The organism is Thauera mechernichensis (assembly GCF_029588855.1).
GTDB classification, from domain to species: Bacteria; Pseudomonadota; Gammaproteobacteria; order Burkholderiales; family Rhodocyclaceae; genus Thauera; species Thauera mechernichensis.
Genome location: NZ_JARQZE010000005.1, coordinates 328294 through 341832 on the forward strand (window position 1 = coordinate 328294; position 13539 = coordinate 341832).

17 protein-coding genes and 2 tRNA genes are annotated in these 13539 nt (G+C 63.1%); 15 read left to right on the forward strand and 4 right to left on the reverse strand.

Annotated elements, in window-relative coordinates; all coding sequences use genetic code 11:
- Positions 1 to 47 precede the first annotated feature (47 nt).
- The 4 genes from P7F68_RS10215 to benA all read right to left on the reverse strand — a co-directional run bounded on the left by P7F68_RS10215 (position 48) and on the right by benA (position 3771).
- A complete protein-coding gene (locus tag P7F68_RS10215) occupies positions 48 to 824 on the reverse strand; it encodes a 1,6-dihydroxycyclohexa-2,4-diene-1-carboxylate dehydrogenase (protein ID WP_002939580.1) in 777 nt (258 codons plus the stop codon).
- A gap of 27 nt (positions 825 to 851) precedes the next feature.
- The gene (benC, locus tag P7F68_RS10220) at positions 852 to 1862 is read right to left on the reverse strand and encodes a benzoate 1,2-dioxygenase electron transfer component BenC (RefSeq protein WP_277832871.1); all 1011 of its coding nucleotides are present in this window, start codon (positions 1860 to 1862) and stop codon (positions 852 to 854) included.
- 65 nt (positions 1863 to 1927) lie between these two features.
- Complete coding sequence (benB, locus tag P7F68_RS10225; RefSeq protein ID WP_002929839.1) at positions 1928 to 2416, reverse strand: benzoate 1,2-dioxygenase small subunit; 489 nt, start codon at positions 2414 to 2416, stop codon at positions 1928 to 1930.
- Positions 2417 to 2430: 14 nt separating this feature from the next.
- Entirely contained in the window at positions 2431 to 3771 is a 1341-nt protein-coding gene (gene benA / locus P7F68_RS10230; protein ID WP_002939586.1) for a benzoate 1,2-dioxygenase large subunit, read from the reverse strand.
- A gap of 310 nt (positions 3772 to 4081) precedes the next feature.
- Here benA and P7F68_RS10235 point away from each other — a divergent pair, with 310 nt between their 5' ends.
- From P7F68_RS10235 to P7F68_RS10305, 15 genes are all read left to right on the forward strand, one after another.
- On the forward strand, positions 4082 to 5011 hold the full coding sequence (locus P7F68_RS10235; protein ID WP_002939590.1) for a catechol 2,3-dioxygenase: 930 nt from the start codon (positions 4082 to 4084) through the stop codon (positions 5009 to 5011).
- Between the two features lie 40 nt (positions 5012 to 5051).
- Entirely contained in the window at positions 5052 to 6221 is a 1170-nt protein-coding gene (locus P7F68_RS10240; RefSeq protein ID WP_002939594.1) for an ABC transporter substrate-binding protein, read from the forward strand.
- Positions 6222 to 6295: 74 nt separating this feature from the next.
- On the forward strand, positions 6296 to 7162 hold the full coding sequence (locus P7F68_RS10245; protein ID WP_002929847.1) for a branched-chain amino acid ABC transporter permease: 867 nt from the start codon (positions 6296 to 6298) through the stop codon (positions 7160 to 7162).
- A gap of 4 nt (positions 7163 to 7166) precedes the next feature.
- Positions 7167 to 8132: a branched-chain amino acid ABC transporter permease gene (locus P7F68_RS10250; protein ID WP_002939596.1), complete on the forward strand. Its 966-nt coding sequence runs from the start codon at positions 7167 to 7169 to the stop codon at positions 8130 to 8132.
- Positions 8129 to 8905: an ABC transporter ATP-binding protein gene (locus tag P7F68_RS10255; RefSeq protein WP_270067911.1), complete on the forward strand. Its 777-nt coding sequence runs from the start codon at positions 8129 to 8131 to the stop codon at positions 8903 to 8905. The genes P7F68_RS10250 and P7F68_RS10255 overlap by 4 nt, the downstream gene beginning before the upstream one ends.
- Positions 8898 to 9611 (forward strand): ABC transporter ATP-binding protein, encoded by a 714-nt coding sequence (locus tag P7F68_RS10260; protein ID WP_002929856.1) that lies wholly within the window; start codon positions 8898 to 8900, stop codon positions 9609 to 9611. The genes P7F68_RS10255 and P7F68_RS10260 overlap by 8 nt, the downstream gene beginning before the upstream one ends.
- A gap of 31 nt (positions 9612 to 9642) precedes the next feature.
- Entirely contained in the window at positions 9643 to 10215 is a 573-nt protein-coding gene (locus tag P7F68_RS10265) for a hemerythrin domain-containing protein (protein ID WP_002939601.1), read from the forward strand.
- A 38-nt stretch (positions 10216 to 10253) separates the two neighbouring features.
- Complete coding sequence (locus P7F68_RS10270) at positions 10254 to 10697, forward strand: bacteriohemerythrin (protein ID WP_002929859.1); 444 nt, start codon at positions 10254 to 10256, stop codon at positions 10695 to 10697.
- A 120-nt stretch (positions 10698 to 10817) separates the two neighbouring features.
- On the forward strand, positions 10818 to 10973 hold the full coding sequence (locus P7F68_RS10275) for a RidA family protein (RefSeq protein ID WP_277832882.1): 156 nt from the start codon (positions 10818 to 10820) through the stop codon (positions 10971 to 10973).
- 22 nt (positions 10974 to 10995) lie between these two features.
- A complete protein-coding gene (locus P7F68_RS10280; protein ID WP_157384661.1) occupies positions 10996 to 11142 on the forward strand; it encodes a hypothetical protein in 147 nt (48 codons plus the stop codon).
- Between the two features lie 110 nt (positions 11143 to 11252).
- A tRNA-Val gene (locus tag P7F68_RS10285) sits at positions 11253 to 11327 on the forward strand.
- A gap of 71 nt (positions 11328 to 11398) precedes the next feature.
- A tRNA-Val gene (locus P7F68_RS10290) sits at positions 11399 to 11473 on the forward strand.
- A gap of 598 nt (positions 11474 to 12071) precedes the next feature.
- Positions 12072 to 12542, forward strand: coding sequence for a hypothetical protein (locus P7F68_RS10295; protein WP_277832885.1), 471 nt, complete (start codon positions 12072 to 12074; stop codon positions 12540 to 12542).
- A 174-nt stretch (positions 12543 to 12716) separates the two neighbouring features.
- Positions 12717 to 12995, forward strand: a complete 279-nt coding sequence (locus tag P7F68_RS19965; protein WP_277832887.1) for a helix-turn-helix domain-containing protein — start codon at positions 12717 to 12719, stop codon at positions 12993 to 12995.
- Positions 12995 to 13411 (forward strand): thermonuclease family protein, encoded by a 417-nt coding sequence (locus P7F68_RS10305; RefSeq protein ID WP_277832889.1) that lies wholly within the window; start codon positions 12995 to 12997, stop codon positions 13409 to 13411. Before P7F68_RS19965 ends, P7F68_RS10305 begins: the two co-directional genes overlap by 1 nt.
- The last annotated feature ends 128 nt before the right edge of the window (positions 13412 to 13539 follow it).

The following is a 13539-nucleotide window of genomic DNA, read 5'->3' on the forward strand; positions in this document are numbered from 1 at the left end:
AGCGCAATGATGCGCTGCGGCCTTGCCAGGGACGTGGCCGAGGGTGATCAGCCCTGGTCGCCACCTCCGACCGGGATGACGGTGCCGGTGATGTAGGCCGAGTCGTCGGAGGCGAGGAACAGGATCGGATCGGCCTGCTCGTCCAGCGTACCGTAGCGCTTCATCAGGCTGCTGTCGATCGACTGGCTGTAGATCTGCTTGTACCAGCGCTTCTCCTCCTCGCTCTGCTTTTCCGCGTTACGCGGTACCAGACGCGGCGGAGCCTCGGTGGCACCGGGGGCGGTCGCATTGACGCGGATACCGCGCTCTGCGGTCTCGAAGGCCAGGCAGGCGGTAAGTGCATTTACGCCGCCCTTGGCCGCCCCATAGGGGACGCGGTTGACGCCGCGGGTGGCGATTGATGACACATTCACGATCGAACCCTTGCCCTTGTCCAGCATGTGGGGCAGGGCTGCGCGGCAGCACCACAGGGTGGGGAACAGCGAGCGTCGCACCTCGGCCTCGATCTGATCCTCCTGATAGTGCTCGAAGGGCTTGGTCCAGATCGTGCCGCCGACGTTGTTGATCAGGATGTCGATGCAGCCGAACTTCTCCACCGCGGCATCCATGACCCGCTTGCACTCGGAGAACTGCTCGAGGTCGGCCGTGAGGCTCAGCACCTCCACCTTCGTTGACAGTTCCTTGGCCACCTCATGCACGATCTCCGAGCGGTCGACCAGTACCAGGGTGCCCTTTTCCTTGGCCATCTTCTCGGCGACCCGCTTGCCGATGCCTTGTGCGGCACCGGTGATCACGGCCACTTTCTTCTTGAAACGGTTTGCCATTGTCGCTCCTGACGGGATGGGCAGCGCTCAGACGCTGGCGGCGAACTTCTCGTAGTGGAAGCTGTTCGGTTCGACCTTGCGTTCGCGCAGGTCATGGGCCACAGCCTCGACCATCGGCGGGGGGCCGCAGAGGTAGATGTCGACATTGCCGTCGTCAAGGTGGGCCGGCTCGATGTGGGCGGTGACGTAGCCCTTCTTCGGCCAGCTGCTGTCATCGGCGACGACGCACACGTCGTAGCTGAAGTTGGGCAGCGCGGCCTTGAAGGCATCCAGGCGCTCGAGCTCGACCACGTCGGCGTCGGTGTTGACGCCGTAAATGAGGTGGATCGGGTGGGCGCTGCCACCGCCGGTGACGAGCTTGTCGAGCATGGCGAGGAAGGGCGCGAGGCCGGTGCCGCCGGCGAGCATCAGCACCGGGCGTGCGACGTCGCGCAGGTAGAAGCTGCCGATCGGGCCGGCGAGCTTGATGGTGTCGCCGGCCTTGGCGGTGCCGGTGAGGTAGCCGCTCATCAGGCCGTTGGGTACGTTGCGGATGAGGAAGCTGACCTTGCTCTCGGCAGGCATCGAGCTAAAGGAGTAGGCACGCGTCTGCTCGGTGCCGGGCACGGTGAGGTTGGCGTACTGGCCGGGCAGGAAAGCGAGCTTGGCGATGCCTTCACCCTGGAGCACCAGGGAGAGTGTGCTCGGCGACAGCTGGCGCACTTCGGCCACGGTGGCGGTGAGGGTGGCGTGCTTGATCTTGCACACCTCGGACGAGGCGGGCACGTTCACCACGCAGTCGCTCTTGGGGTGCATCTGGCAGGTGAGGACGTAGCCGAGCCTGGCCTCTTCTTCGCTCATCGCGTCGTCGATGTAAAAGCCGAGCTCGTACTGGCCGGATTCGGCCTTGCACTTGCACGCGCCACAGGCGCCGTCACGGCAGTCGATTGGGACGTTGACGCCCTGGCGGTAAGCGGCGTCTGCCACCGTCTCGGTGGCGTTGCAGTCGATGAAGCGGGTGACGCCGTCCTCGAAGTTCAGCGCGATCTTGAATGTCATGGTTGTCTCTCCGGGATGGGGCAGGGTCGCCGCTGTCTGCGCAGGCTGGCGCCCCGCCCTCGTTATCAGACGTGGTACACGTCGATGACGTGACGGATGTAGTCGGTCTTCAGAACGACCTTCTTGAACTTGATCACCGGGTTGGCGCCCGATACGTCGAGGGTGTAGAAGCTCGTGCCGCAGAAGTGGTCGGTGTGGTTGTAGCGCACGCTCATGGTGTGCCAGTTGAAGCGCAGCTTGACCGTGTTGCCGTCCTGCGCCAGCACCTCGATGTTGCTGATGTGGTGATTGGTGCGGGTGTCGGGGATGGTCGCGCTCGAACGCTCGGTGCGGATGCGGAATACGCGGTCTTCCAGGCCGGCACGGCGGCCGTACCAGATCAGCGAGATCTCGGACTGGGGGTCTTCGGTCAACTCGCCGTCGTCATCCCAGGCGGGCATCCAGAAGGTGCAGTTCTCGTCGTACATCGCCAGCCAGCTGTCCCAGTCGCGATCGTCCAGGTAACGGGCTTCGCGGTACAGGAAGGCACACAGGTCTTGGTAGCTCAGGCTCATTTTCTCGTCTCCGCTCAGGCTTGTGCTTGTTCGGCCGCTAGGGCCTTCTTCATCTGCTCCAGCCAGTAAGTGTGCTGCGCCACGTACAGGCCTTCGTCCTCGGTCTTGACGCCCGACAGGATGGGCTTGAGGCCGATCTTGTCGGCTTCCTCGTCCGGGCCTTCTACCCAGTGCTCGGCGCCGCGCGCCATGTCGTTCCACTCAAGGGCGCGGCCCATGAAGCCTTCCTGGCAGGCGCGGAACTCCTCGAGGTCGTCCGGGGTGGCCATGCCCGAGGCGTTGAAGAAGTCCTCGTACTGGCGGATGCGGCGAGCGCGCGCCTCGGCCGACTCGCCCTTGGGCGCGATGCAGTAGATGGTGACTTCGGTGCGATTGACGTCGAGCGGGCGGAACACGCGGATCTGCGAGCTGAACTGGTCCATCAGGTACACGTTCGGGTACAGGCACAGGTTGCGCGAGTTGCCGATCATCCAGTCGGCCTTGGCCTCACCGAACTCGGCGACCAGGCGGTCGCGCTGTTCCATCAGCGGACGGTCCTCGGGGTTGTCCCAGCGCGTCCACAACAGCAGGTGGCCGTTCTCGAAGGAGTATGAACCACCGCCCTTCTTGGCCCAGCCGCCGGCGCTCATCGCCTTGATGTCGTCACCGGCGTCGCGGCTTTTACGCTGCGCCTGGGTGGCGGCGTAGTTCCAGTGCGTGGCGGTGACGTGGTAGCCGTCGGCGCCGTTCTCGGCCTGCAGCTTCCAGTTGCCCTCGTACACATAGGTGGACGAGCCGCGTAGCACCTCAAGACCTTCGGGCGACTGGTCGACGATCATGTCGATGATCGCCTTCGATTCGCCGAGGAAGGCTTCCAGCGGCTGCACGTCGGCATTCAGGCTGCCGAAAAGGAAACCGCGATAGGACTCGAAGCGGGCGATCTTCTTGAGGTCGTGAGAGCCCTCACAGTTGAAGCTCTCCGGATAGCCGGTCTCGGTCGGGTCCTTGATCTTGAGCAGCTTGCCCGAGTTGTTGAAGGTCCAGCCGTGGAAGGGGCAGGTGTAGGTCGCCTTGTTGCCGTGCTTGAAGCGCGCGAGTGTGGCGCCGCGGTGGGCGCAGGCGTTGATGAAGCAGTTGAGCTGGTTGTCCTTGTTGCGGGTGATGAACACCGGCTGGCGGCCAATCTTCGTCGTGTAGTAATCGTTGATCTTCGGCAGTTGGCTCTCGTGTGCGAGATAGACCCAGTTGCCTTCGAAGATGTGCTTCATCTCCAGCTCGAACAGTTCGCGGCTGGTGAACATTTCACGCTTGCAGCGGAACAGGCCTTGAGCCTTGTCCTTCTGGATCAGTGCGTCCAGGTATTCCATTGTGATCATCGCCGAGGTCTCCGATGGTGTTAGTACGGAGTCCGCATCGTAGGTAGGGCGGCGGCGGCGAAATATCCAGTTTCTGCACGATCGCTATCCACTCCCTGCATACGCCGTTGCGTGCACAAAGCGGATAAGCATCGTGCAGAAACTGGATATTGCCGTTCCCCGGCACCGCCTAATCTGCGCTCCACACGAAGCCCGGGCGCCATCGCAAAGCGTTTGCCGGCCAGGACCCGGTGCTGCGTGAATGGCGAGGCCGTCGCGGTGCCCGAGCACGCGGAAGGCCTCCCGCCCCCTGACCACAAGGAGAGAGGAAATGGCGACAAGTGGTGTGATGCGTCCCGGACATATCCAGCTGCGTGTGCTGGACCTGGATGAGAGTGTCAATTTTTACCGGAACGTGCTCGGACTGGTCGAGACGGGCCGTGACGCCGCTGGCCGCGTCTACTTCAAGGCTTGGGACGAGCGTGATCACAACAGCGTGGTCCTGCGCGAAGCCGAGCAGGCAGGCATGGACCTGATGGGTTTCAAGGTCAAGGACAGGGCCACCCTCGAACAGCTCGACAAGGATCTCCAGGCCTACGGCGTGCAGACCGAGCGCATCCCGGCTGGCGAACTGCTGGAGACTGGCGAGCGCGTGCGTTTCACCATTCCGACGGGTCACGTCATGGAGCTTTACGCCGACAAGACCGACGTGGGCAACGGCCAGCCCTACACCAACCCTGATCCGTGGATTCCGGCCGCAGAGCACGGCATCGCGCCGCATCGCTTCGATCACTGCCTGCTCTACGGTCCGAACCTGGAGGACAACCTCAAGCTGTTCACCGAGGTGCTGGGCTTCCACCTCGTCGAGCGCGTGCTGCTCGAGGACGGCAAGTCGCTGCTGGCGACCTTCATTTCCTGTTCGCACAAGGCGCACGACCTCGCTTTCGTCGCCCACCCGGAGCCAGGCAAGCTACACCACCTGTCCTTCCTGCTTGGCAGCTGGGAGCAGGTGCTGCGTGCGGCCGACATCATGTCGATGAACCGTGTATCGATCGATATTGGCCCGACCCGCCACGGTATCACCCGCGGTACCACGATCTACGCCTTCGACCCCTCCGGCAACCGGTTCGAGACCTTCTGCGGCGGCTACGAGACCTACCCTGACCATGCCCCGATCACCTGGACCTTCGACGAGGTCGGCGCGGGCATCTTCTATCACGACCGCAAGCTCAACGAGCGCTTCCTCACCGTCGTGACCTGAGCCTGACCCAAATTCGAAACTGCTCCAAAGGAAGAGACAAATGGACAAGCACTATAAAATCGTTTGCAACCTGGTCCTTGGTGCCGCGCTCGTGACGACCGGCATGGGGTCGGCGCTGGCGCAGGACAAGGTCAAGGTCGGCCTGATGCTGCCCTACACCGGCACCTTCGCGGCACTCGGCAACAACATCACCAATGGCTTCAAGCAGTACGTCGAGGAGAACGGTGGCAAGCTCGCCGGCCGCGAGGTGCAGTACGTTGTTGTGGACGACGAATCCAACCCGGCGCGTGCCACCGAGATCGCCCGTCGCCTGGTGACCCGCGACAAGGTCGACGTGCTGATCGGTTCGGTGCACTCGGGCGTGGCGCTTGCCGCCGCGCGCGTCGCCGCCAACACCAAGACGCTGATGATCGTGCCCAACGCCGGCGCCAACGAGATCACGGGTGCGCAGTGCTCGCCCTATGTGTTCCGTTCGTCCTTTTCGGCCTGGCAGCCGTCCTACGCAATGGGTGAGGCGCTCGCCAAGCGCGGCGTCAAGAACGTCGTCACCCTGGCATGGAAGTACTCCTTCGGCACCGAGTCGGTCGAAGGCTTCACCGAGGGCTTCACCAAGGGTGGCGGCAAGATCGTCAAGGACATGAGCCTGCCCTTCCCGAACGTGGAGTTCCAGCCCTTCCTCACCGAGATCGCCGCGCTCAAGCCCGACGCCGTGTTTGTCTTCTTCGCCGGCGCTGGCGCCGCCAAGTTCGTGAGCGATTACGCTGCAGCAGGCCTCAAGGGCAGCATCCCGCTTTATGGCCCGGGTTTCCTGAGCGAGGATGTTGCGGCCATGGGAGGCGCCGGCGAGGGGCTGCAGACCACGCTGCACTACGCCGACGGCCTCAATACTGAGCGTGACAACGCCTTCCGTACCGCATACGCCGCGGCCTACAAGGCGCAGCCGGACGTCTATGCGGTGCAGGGCTACGATGCGGCGCAGATGTACCACGCCGGTCTCAAGGCTGCCAATGGCGACCCCGCCAAGCTCGACGCCGTGATCGACGGCATCCGCGCAGCCACCATCGACAGCCCGCGCGGCAGCTTCACCCTGTCCAAGGCCCACAACCCGGTGCAGGACATCTACCTGCGCGAGGTCAAGGACGGCAAGAACGCCGTCGTCGAGGTCGTCTCCGCCGGGCTCGAGGACCCTGCCCGCGGCTGCAGCATGTAAGCGTCCCGCTTCCCTTCCCAACTCAACGCATACGTCGTCCCGGCAGGCTTGCGCCTGCCGGGCGGGGGATAGTCATGGATTTTGCGAGCTTCCTGATTCAGGTGCTGAACTCGCTGCAGTACGGCTTGCTGCTTTTTCTGGTGGCAAGCGGGCTGACGCTGGTCTTCGGCATCATGGGCATCATCAACCTGGCGCACGGCAGTTTCTACATGATCGGCGCCTACCTGGCCTTCGTGCTTACGAGTGCGACCGGCAGCCTGGTGCTGGCTATTGCGCTCGGCATTCCGCTGGCACTGATCTTCGGTGCCCTCCTGGAGTGGGCACTGTTTTCCCACCTCTACAAGCGCGACCACCTCGAGCAGGTGCTGCTTACCTACGGCCTCATCCTGATCTTCGAGCAGCTGCGCAGCCTGCTGGTGGGCGATGACGTGCATGGCGTGGCCATCCCGGCCTTCCTCGACGCATCGATCCAGCTCACCGAGGTGATGAGCTATCCGGTGTATCGCCTGGCCATCTCGGTCGTCTGCATCGTGCTCGCGGTGGCGCTCTACTACGTCATTCAGCGTACCCGCCTGGGCATGATGATCCGCGCCGGCAACGACGACCGCAGCATGGTCGAGGCGCTGGGCATCAACATCAACATGATCTATCGCGTGGTGTTCGCGCTCGGGGTGGCCCTGGCTGCGCTCGCCGGCATGCTCGCCGCACCGATCTCCTCGGTGTTCCCGAACATGGGCAGCCATGTGCTGATCATCTCCTTCGTGATCGTCGTCATCGGTGGCATCGGGTCGGTGTGGGGCGCGCTCGTTGCTGCGCTGATCGTCGGCTTCGCCGACACCTTCGGCAAGGTTCTGCTGCCCGAGATCTCCGGAATGATCGTGTACCTGGTCATGGCCGTGGTCCTGCTGTGGCGCCCCGAAGGCATCCTGAAGAAGGGCTGAGATCATGAACGTCAATGCTTCCCTCATCTTCAAGCTCATCGCGGTCGCCGCGATTGCCTGTGTGCCCATGTCGGGCGAGTCGTTCTACGTCGAACTGGTTGCGAAGATGCTGCTCATGGCGATCTTCGCCATGAGCCTGGACCTGCTGGTGGGCTTCACCGGCCTGGTGAGCTTCGGCCATGCGGCCTACTTCGGCATCGCCGCCTACTCGGTGGCCCTGTTTACCGCCAAGTTCGGTCAGATGAGCCTGTGGGTGATGCTGCCCGCGGCCATCCTGCTGTCGGCTGCAGCTGCGCTCGTGATCGGCATCTTCGTGATCCGTACCAAGGGCATCTACTTCATCATGGTCACGCTCGCCTTCGCCCAGATGGCGTACTTCGTGTTCCATGACACGCCCCTGGGCGGTGGCTCGGACGGCGTCTATGTGGACGCACGGCCGACCGCGGCGATCGGCAGCTGGGTCCCCTTCGACCTGGATAACGAGCTGCACATGTTCTATTTCGTGCTCGTCATGATGCTGCTGGTGTACCTGTTTCTTCATCGCGTGCTGCAGTCGCCCTTCGGTCGCGTGCTCATGGGCATCAGGAGCAACGAGCACCGCATGCAGTCGCTGGGTTACTTCACCTTCGGCTACAAGCTGGCCGCATTCACCCTGGCGGGCGCGCTGGGCGGGGTCGCCGGCTTCCTTTATGCGGTCCTGTTCGGCTTCGTCACCCCCGAACTGCTGTCGTGGCACGAGTCGGGCAACGTGCTGCTGATGGTGATCCTGGGCGGCATGGGCAACCTTGCGGGTGCGGTACTGGGCGCCTTCGCCTTCGAGGCCATGCGCGAGTTCTTTGCCGATATCACCAAGTACTGGCAGTTGCTGATGGGTGGCGTCATCGTGGCCCTGGTGCTCTTTCTGCCGGGTGGGCTGACCGCAATTCCGGGCCGCATCAAGCGCGCCCTGCAGGGAGGTGGCGCAAAATGAGCCAGACCAGCAAGAACGAAGTGTTGCTCGAGGCGCGCAAGCTCACGCGTCGCTTCGGCGGCCTGGTGGCCAACCAGGACATCGACGTCACCCTCGAGCGCGGCATGATCCACGTGCTGCTCGGCCCCAACGGGGCAGGCAAGTCGACCTGCATCAACATGCTGTCGGGCGACCTGCCGCCCTCCGAAGGCGAGATCCGCTATCTGGGCAAGGACATCACCCGGCTCAGCGCGGCGCAGCGCTCGCAGGAAGGCATCGGGCGCAGCTACCAGCGCACCAATATCTTCCCTCAGTTCACCGTGCTCGAAAACGTGCGCCTTGCCGCGCAGTCGCGCCGCCAGCAGCCGTGGCGCATCTTCAGCAAGGCCATGGAGCAGCAGTGGGCGCTGGAGAAGGCGCGCGCCTGCATCGAGGAGGCCGGCCTCGGCAGGCGCGTAGACTGGGTGTCGGGCGTGCTCAGCCACGGCGAACAGCGCCAGCTCGAGATCGCCATGGTGCTTGCCACCGACGCCCAGGTGCTGCTGCTCGACGAGCCGCTCGCCGGCATGGGCTCGGAAGAGTCCGCGAGCATGGTCGCGGTGCTCAAGCGCCTGCGCCAGACGCGGGGCATCCTGCTCGTCGAGCACGACATGGACGCCGTGTTCGCAGTTGCCGACAGGATCACGGTGATGGTCAATGGCCAGTTGCTGGAGTGCGGTCCGCCCGCACAGATCAAGGCCAGCGTGGCCGTCCAGCAGGCCTATCTGGGTACGGAGGACAGCTTCCATGTCTAACATGCTGCTCGAAGCCAAGGAAGTTCATACCTATTACGGTGCCAGCCACATCCTGCACGGCATCGACTTCAGTATCCGCGAAGGCGAGGGCATCGCGCTCATGGGTCGCAACGGCATGGGCAAGTCGACGCTGATCAAGAGCATGCTCGGCATCGTCAGGCCCAGGCATGGCCGGGTGCTGGTGCGTGGTGACGACTACAGCCGCGCGCGCACCTTCCAGACTGCGCAGCAGGGCATCGCCTACGTGCCCGAAGGCCGTGGCATCTTCAAGAGCCTGACCGTGCGCGAGAACCTGCTGATGTCGGCGCGTGCCGGCATCGACGGTCGCCGCGAATGGACCTTCGAGCGCGTCATGGAGACCTTCCCGCGCCTGGGTGAGCGCATCAACAACGGTGGCTGGCAGCTGTCGGGGGGCGAGCAGCAGATGCTCACCATCGGCCGCGCGCTGATGACCAACCCCGACCTGCTGATCCTCGACGAGGCCACCGAGGGCCTGGCGCCGCTGATCGCCATGGAGATCTGGCGCATCGTCAAGGAGATCCGCAGGACCGGGATCGCCACCGTGATCGTGGACAAGAACCACGGCGCAGTCACCAGCATCTGCGACCGCGCGATGATCCTGGTGAAGGGGCAGGTGGTGTTCGACGGCACCAGCGACGAGATCCGCGCCCAGCCCGAACTGATCCAGAAGCACCTCGGCGTCTGAGCCGGACGCGCCACAGCAGGAGAGATACGCCATGACCATCAAGTCACTCGACATCATCCACGACGAGCACCGCGCGCTCGCCGCCATGCTCAGCGGTCTGCGATCGATCGCCTCTGGCATCGAAGCCGGGCGCCTGAAGCCAGACTACGACCTGCTCGAGTCGATGATCGAGTACATCGACAAGGTGCCGGAGAAGGTGCACCACCCGAAAGAGGACCAGTACCTCTTCGCCAAGCTGCGCCAGCGCTGCGCCGAGGCACTGCCGGTGATCGAGCGTCTGGAGACCGAGCATCGCCAGGGCGACGCGCGCATGGCCACCTTGCGCGACGCGCTCGCCAGCTATCGCCAGCAGGGCGAGGCCGGCTTCCAGGGCTACCACGAGGCGCTCAAGACCTACATCGAGCAGGAATGGAAGCACATGAACACCGAAGAGCGCGAGGTGTTCCCCCTTGCCAAGGCGCATCTGACCGCGGAGGATTGGGCCGAGATCGACGCCGCCTTCCTCAGTAACCAAAACCCCTGGGAAGGCGCAGCCGGCGAATACCGGGCGTTGTTCTCGAAGATCGTCAACATCGCGCCCGCACCCGTCGGACTTGGCGGCTGAGTCGCCGCGGGCGGCGCCAACTCTGGAGCATCATGGGCATGACCGAACACGCAGGATTCGACTGGGACGACCGTTACTTGCTGGGCTACAACGCGATGGATGACACCCATCGCGAGTTCGTCAGCCTGGTCGATGCCTTGCTGACCGTCGAGGATGCGCAGCTCGCGGCTGCGCTCGACGCCTTTGCAGCCCATGCCGAGGCCCACTTCGAGCAAGAGAACCGTTGGATGGACGTCGATGGTTTCCCGGCGCGCGACTGCCATGTCGATGAGCACGCCAAGGTGCTCGCTTCGGTACGCGAAGTGCAGCAATTGCTCGCTGAGGGCAAGGTCGAGGTAGTCCGTGAGCTCGCGGTCGCGCTCAAGGACTGGTTCCCGGGGCATGCCGATTACATGGATTCTGCGCTCGCGCTGTGGATGGTGAAGCGCTCGCACGGCGGTGCGCCGCTGGTCTTCCGACGCGAGAGCGCAAAGAGCAGCTGAGCACTTCATACAGTCATCTCCCTCCCCGGAATCACGTTTTTGTCGTGGTTGCTTCCGGCGTCCCCGCCTGGTGGGGCGTCGGGAGGATTTCGGGTTTGGCCCGCCTCGGCGGGCCATTTTTTGGGCGGGCTGCAGCCGGCCCAGACTACCCGCATCCGCGAGATCCGCTCGGCCTACTTCCATCCCGAGCGTCCGCCGGCGGTGACCCTGCTCGGCATCGAGCGTCTCGCCTTCGAAGGTCTGGTGGTCGAGGTGGATGTCGTCGCCGCGCGCTGAAAGCGCACTCCCGGCCCCGGTCTTGCCGCGCCAGCGAGTGTGGGCATGGCCTGGAGCCGCCCATCCTGAGGAGGACGCCAGCCATGTTTCCGTGCTGGGTGCGCGGGTCGTCGGCTTCGTTGTCTCGTGGCTGATGGAGCGGCAGGACTTCGTGGCGCTGGCCAAGTGAGTGGGGCTGCTGCACTTTCACCGGCCTGTGGCGCTGATGCGCCCTAAAACGCTCACCCTGACGCTTGACGCCCTCCTAACCGCCTTCTAGAATGCGGCCTCTTTGCATGGGGGCGGTTAGCTCAGCGGTAGAGCACTGCCTTCACACGGCAGGGGTCACTGGTTCGATCCCAGTACCGCCCACCAAGTAAATCAAGGACTTGGTGCCCCCCAGAAAAGAGCGTACGGAAACCATACGGAAACAGGTTTCCAGAAAAGGGCGATTAACTCAGCGGTAGAGTGCCACCTTCACACGGTGGAAGTCACTGGTTCGATCCCAGTATCGCCCACCAGACAGCGTGAAAAGCCGGCCAGCGTGCCGGCTTTTTTCTTATTCGTGCCGCCCACATCCCAACAGGAAGAGGGTGCGCATGGCCGCCCGCATTCGACGCTGTTGCATTGACGCAACAAAAGGCTCACGGTTAGCAACCGGTCTCGATGCGCGTTGGGTTCCATCTCAGTCCCCGCCCGTCGGCATATCGACGAGCATTGCCTCACGACCTGTTCCTGCGGTGTGCTTCGCTCCAGCAGGGCTCTACATCGTGGGTCGGTTGAAGATGGCTTGCCCGTCGGGGTGTGAGAATCAGTGAAGTCATCACTCGATGATGAAGAGCAGTGGCGCATTGTTGGTTCGGAGTCTTCCAAGAGAATCCACGATCGCTCGCTTGTTCGTGCTGGGGTGTTCAACCCAACTGCGCGGCTGGCGAACCATCTAGTTGTCGTTCCCTTCCTTCTGCATGCGTTGGGGCGTTGCCTGCCGCCTGCGGAACCACCGTCGTGAGTCTGAGGAGCCACGCCTCAGGGTGACACGAGGTACGACCGGATGATCCGATCGCGAGAACTCTGGGAACTTGCTCTCGGGACGGATACGCTGTCCGGTGGAGCCTACAAATGAGTGTCGTCCGTCTGTTTCTTGATACCGAGTTCACGTCCTTCAACAACCCTCGGCTGATTTCGTTCTCGCTCGTTGCCGAAACCGGCGAGGCGCTGTATCTCGAGCGCTCAGAGGGCTGGACGATCGAGGACTGCTCAGGCTTCGTACGAGAGGCAGTCCTGCCGCTCCTAGGCCCTCCAGAAGCGCGCGCAACCGATTCGATGATCAGGTGGGCCCTCAGAGCATGGATCCACTCCCTCGGGCGTCCTGCGATGATCTACACGGACTGCCTCTGGCACGATGAGCCTGCCTTCAAGAGCCTTTTCACAGACCGCATGAACCTGTGGCCTGACGGCCTCGATCAGCGGTTCCTGGAGTTCGATAGCCCCGCAGTCGAGCTCGCCTTCCAGTCGAAGGGGCTGCGGCGACATCATGCGCTTGATGACGCGATCGCATTGAAGACGGCGTACCTGCTTCAGTCGATGTGACCACGAGTCAAGGCACGCCCGTCCGGTGATCCTGATCGTTTGCTCAACCATGCGGTTCACGCTAGTAGCCACCAAAGGCGCGCCTAGTCTCACATTCTCAATGTGGTGACATGGGCCCTGTGGGTAGACGCTTATGGCATTAGAATATGAGCATCTTACTCGAGTGATGGGATCATGAAGCTCAAGCGATTTGTGGGTGATGAGGTACGCGAGCTGCGTCGCAAGTGCGGGATGAACCAGGCCGAATTCTGGACGAGGTTCATGACTACGCAGAGCGGCGGGAGCCGTTATGAGTCGGGGCGAGATATACCCGAGCCTGTGCAAGTTCTTTTGAACATCGCCTTCGGGTCCGAGGGGAAGGTTGCCGGCATTGTCGAGCATCTCCGAGAGCTCGGAGCGAGGAAAAAGGGGCAGACAAGACGGTCAGAGCCAAAGCGGGTGGTTGAGCACTGATGACGGCCGCTGCAGTGATCCTCGGCCTGGTGGTTGCCATTGCGGATGGTGACACCCTCACTGTTTTGAACAGCGACCTTGAGCAGGTCAGAGTTCGCCTCGCCGAGATCGACGCGCCTGAGAAGCGACAGCCCTTCGGAACGCGCTCGAGGCAGTCGCTTGCGACTCTGTGCCACGAAAAGCGCGCTGAAGTCCTTGTCGTGAATGTTGATCGGTACAAGCGCATTGTCGGGCGTGTGCATTGCGATGGTGTCGATGCGAATGCGGCACAGGTTAGACGAGGGATGGCCTGGGTGTATGAGCGCTATGCGACCGATGCCGCGCTCCCCGAACTTCAGGACGAGGCGCGTACCGCGAAGAGGGGATTGTGGGTAGATCCCGCACCGGTGCCGCCCTGGGAGTGGCGAAAGCGCTGAAGTGTTGACGCGCACTGAAAACTACCCAGATTTCGCGGGGTCTGCGCGCTGAAAAGTATCCAGGTGATTAACCTCCGCCGCTTCCGTCGAGGAGCGGGGAACAGAGGAGATGATCACCATGAATCTGC

Excerpts from the sequence above, each read along its gene's own strand:
- P7F68_RS19965 (WP_277832887.1), top strand. The coding sequence starts at position 12,717 with ATGAAGCTCAAGCGATTTGTGGGTGATGAGGTACGCGAGCTGCGTCGC.
- P7F68_RS10240 (WP_002939594.1), top strand. The coding sequence starts at position 5,052 with ATGGACAAGCACTATAAAATCGTTTGCAACCTGGTCCTTGGTGCCGCG.
- P7F68_RS10270 (WP_002929859.1), top strand. The coding sequence starts at position 10,254 with ATGACCGAACACGCAGGATTCGACTGGGACGACCGTTACTTGCTGGGC.
- benB (WP_002929839.1), bottom strand. The coding sequence starts at position 2,416 with ATGAGCCTGAGCTACCAAGACCTGTGTGCCTTCCTGTACCGCGAAGCC.
- benA (WP_002939586.1), bottom strand. The coding sequence starts at position 3,771 with ATGATCACAATGGAATACCTGGACGCACTGATCCAGAAGGACAAGGCT.
- P7F68_RS10250 (WP_002939596.1), top strand. The coding sequence starts at position 7,167 with ATGAACGTCAATGCTTCCCTCATCTTCAAGCTCATCGCGGTCGCCGCG.
- P7F68_RS10295 (WP_277832885.1), top strand. The coding sequence starts at position 12,072 with ATGAGTGTCGTCCGTCTGTTTCTTGATACCGAGTTCACGTCCTTCAAC.
- P7F68_RS10235 (WP_002939590.1), top strand. The coding sequence starts at position 4,082 with ATGGCGACAAGTGGTGTGATGCGTCCCGGACATATCCAGCTGCGTGTG.
- P7F68_RS10215 (WP_002939580.1), bottom strand. The coding sequence starts at position 824 with ATGGCAAACCGTTTCAAGAAGAAAGTGGCCGTGATCACCGGTGCCGCA.
- benC (WP_277832871.1), bottom strand. The coding sequence starts at position 1,862 with ATGACATTCAAGATCGCGCTGAACTTCGAGGACGGCGTCACCCGCTTC.
- P7F68_RS10245 (WP_002929847.1), top strand. The coding sequence starts at position 6,296 with ATGGATTTTGCGAGCTTCCTGATTCAGGTGCTGAACTCGCTGCAGTAC.
- P7F68_RS10255 (WP_270067911.1), top strand. The coding sequence starts at position 8,129 with ATGAGCCAGACCAGCAAGAACGAAGTGTTGCTCGAGGCGCGCAAGCTC.
- P7F68_RS10260 (WP_002929856.1), top strand. The coding sequence starts at position 8,898 with ATGTCTAACATGCTGCTCGAAGCCAAGGAAGTTCATACCTATTACGGT.
- P7F68_RS10305 (WP_277832889.1), top strand. The coding sequence starts at position 12,995 with ATGACGGCCGCTGCAGTGATCCTCGGCCTGGTGGTTGCCATTGCGGAT.
- P7F68_RS10265 (WP_002939601.1), top strand. The coding sequence starts at position 9,643 with ATGACCATCAAGTCACTCGACATCATCCACGACGAGCACCGCGCGCTC.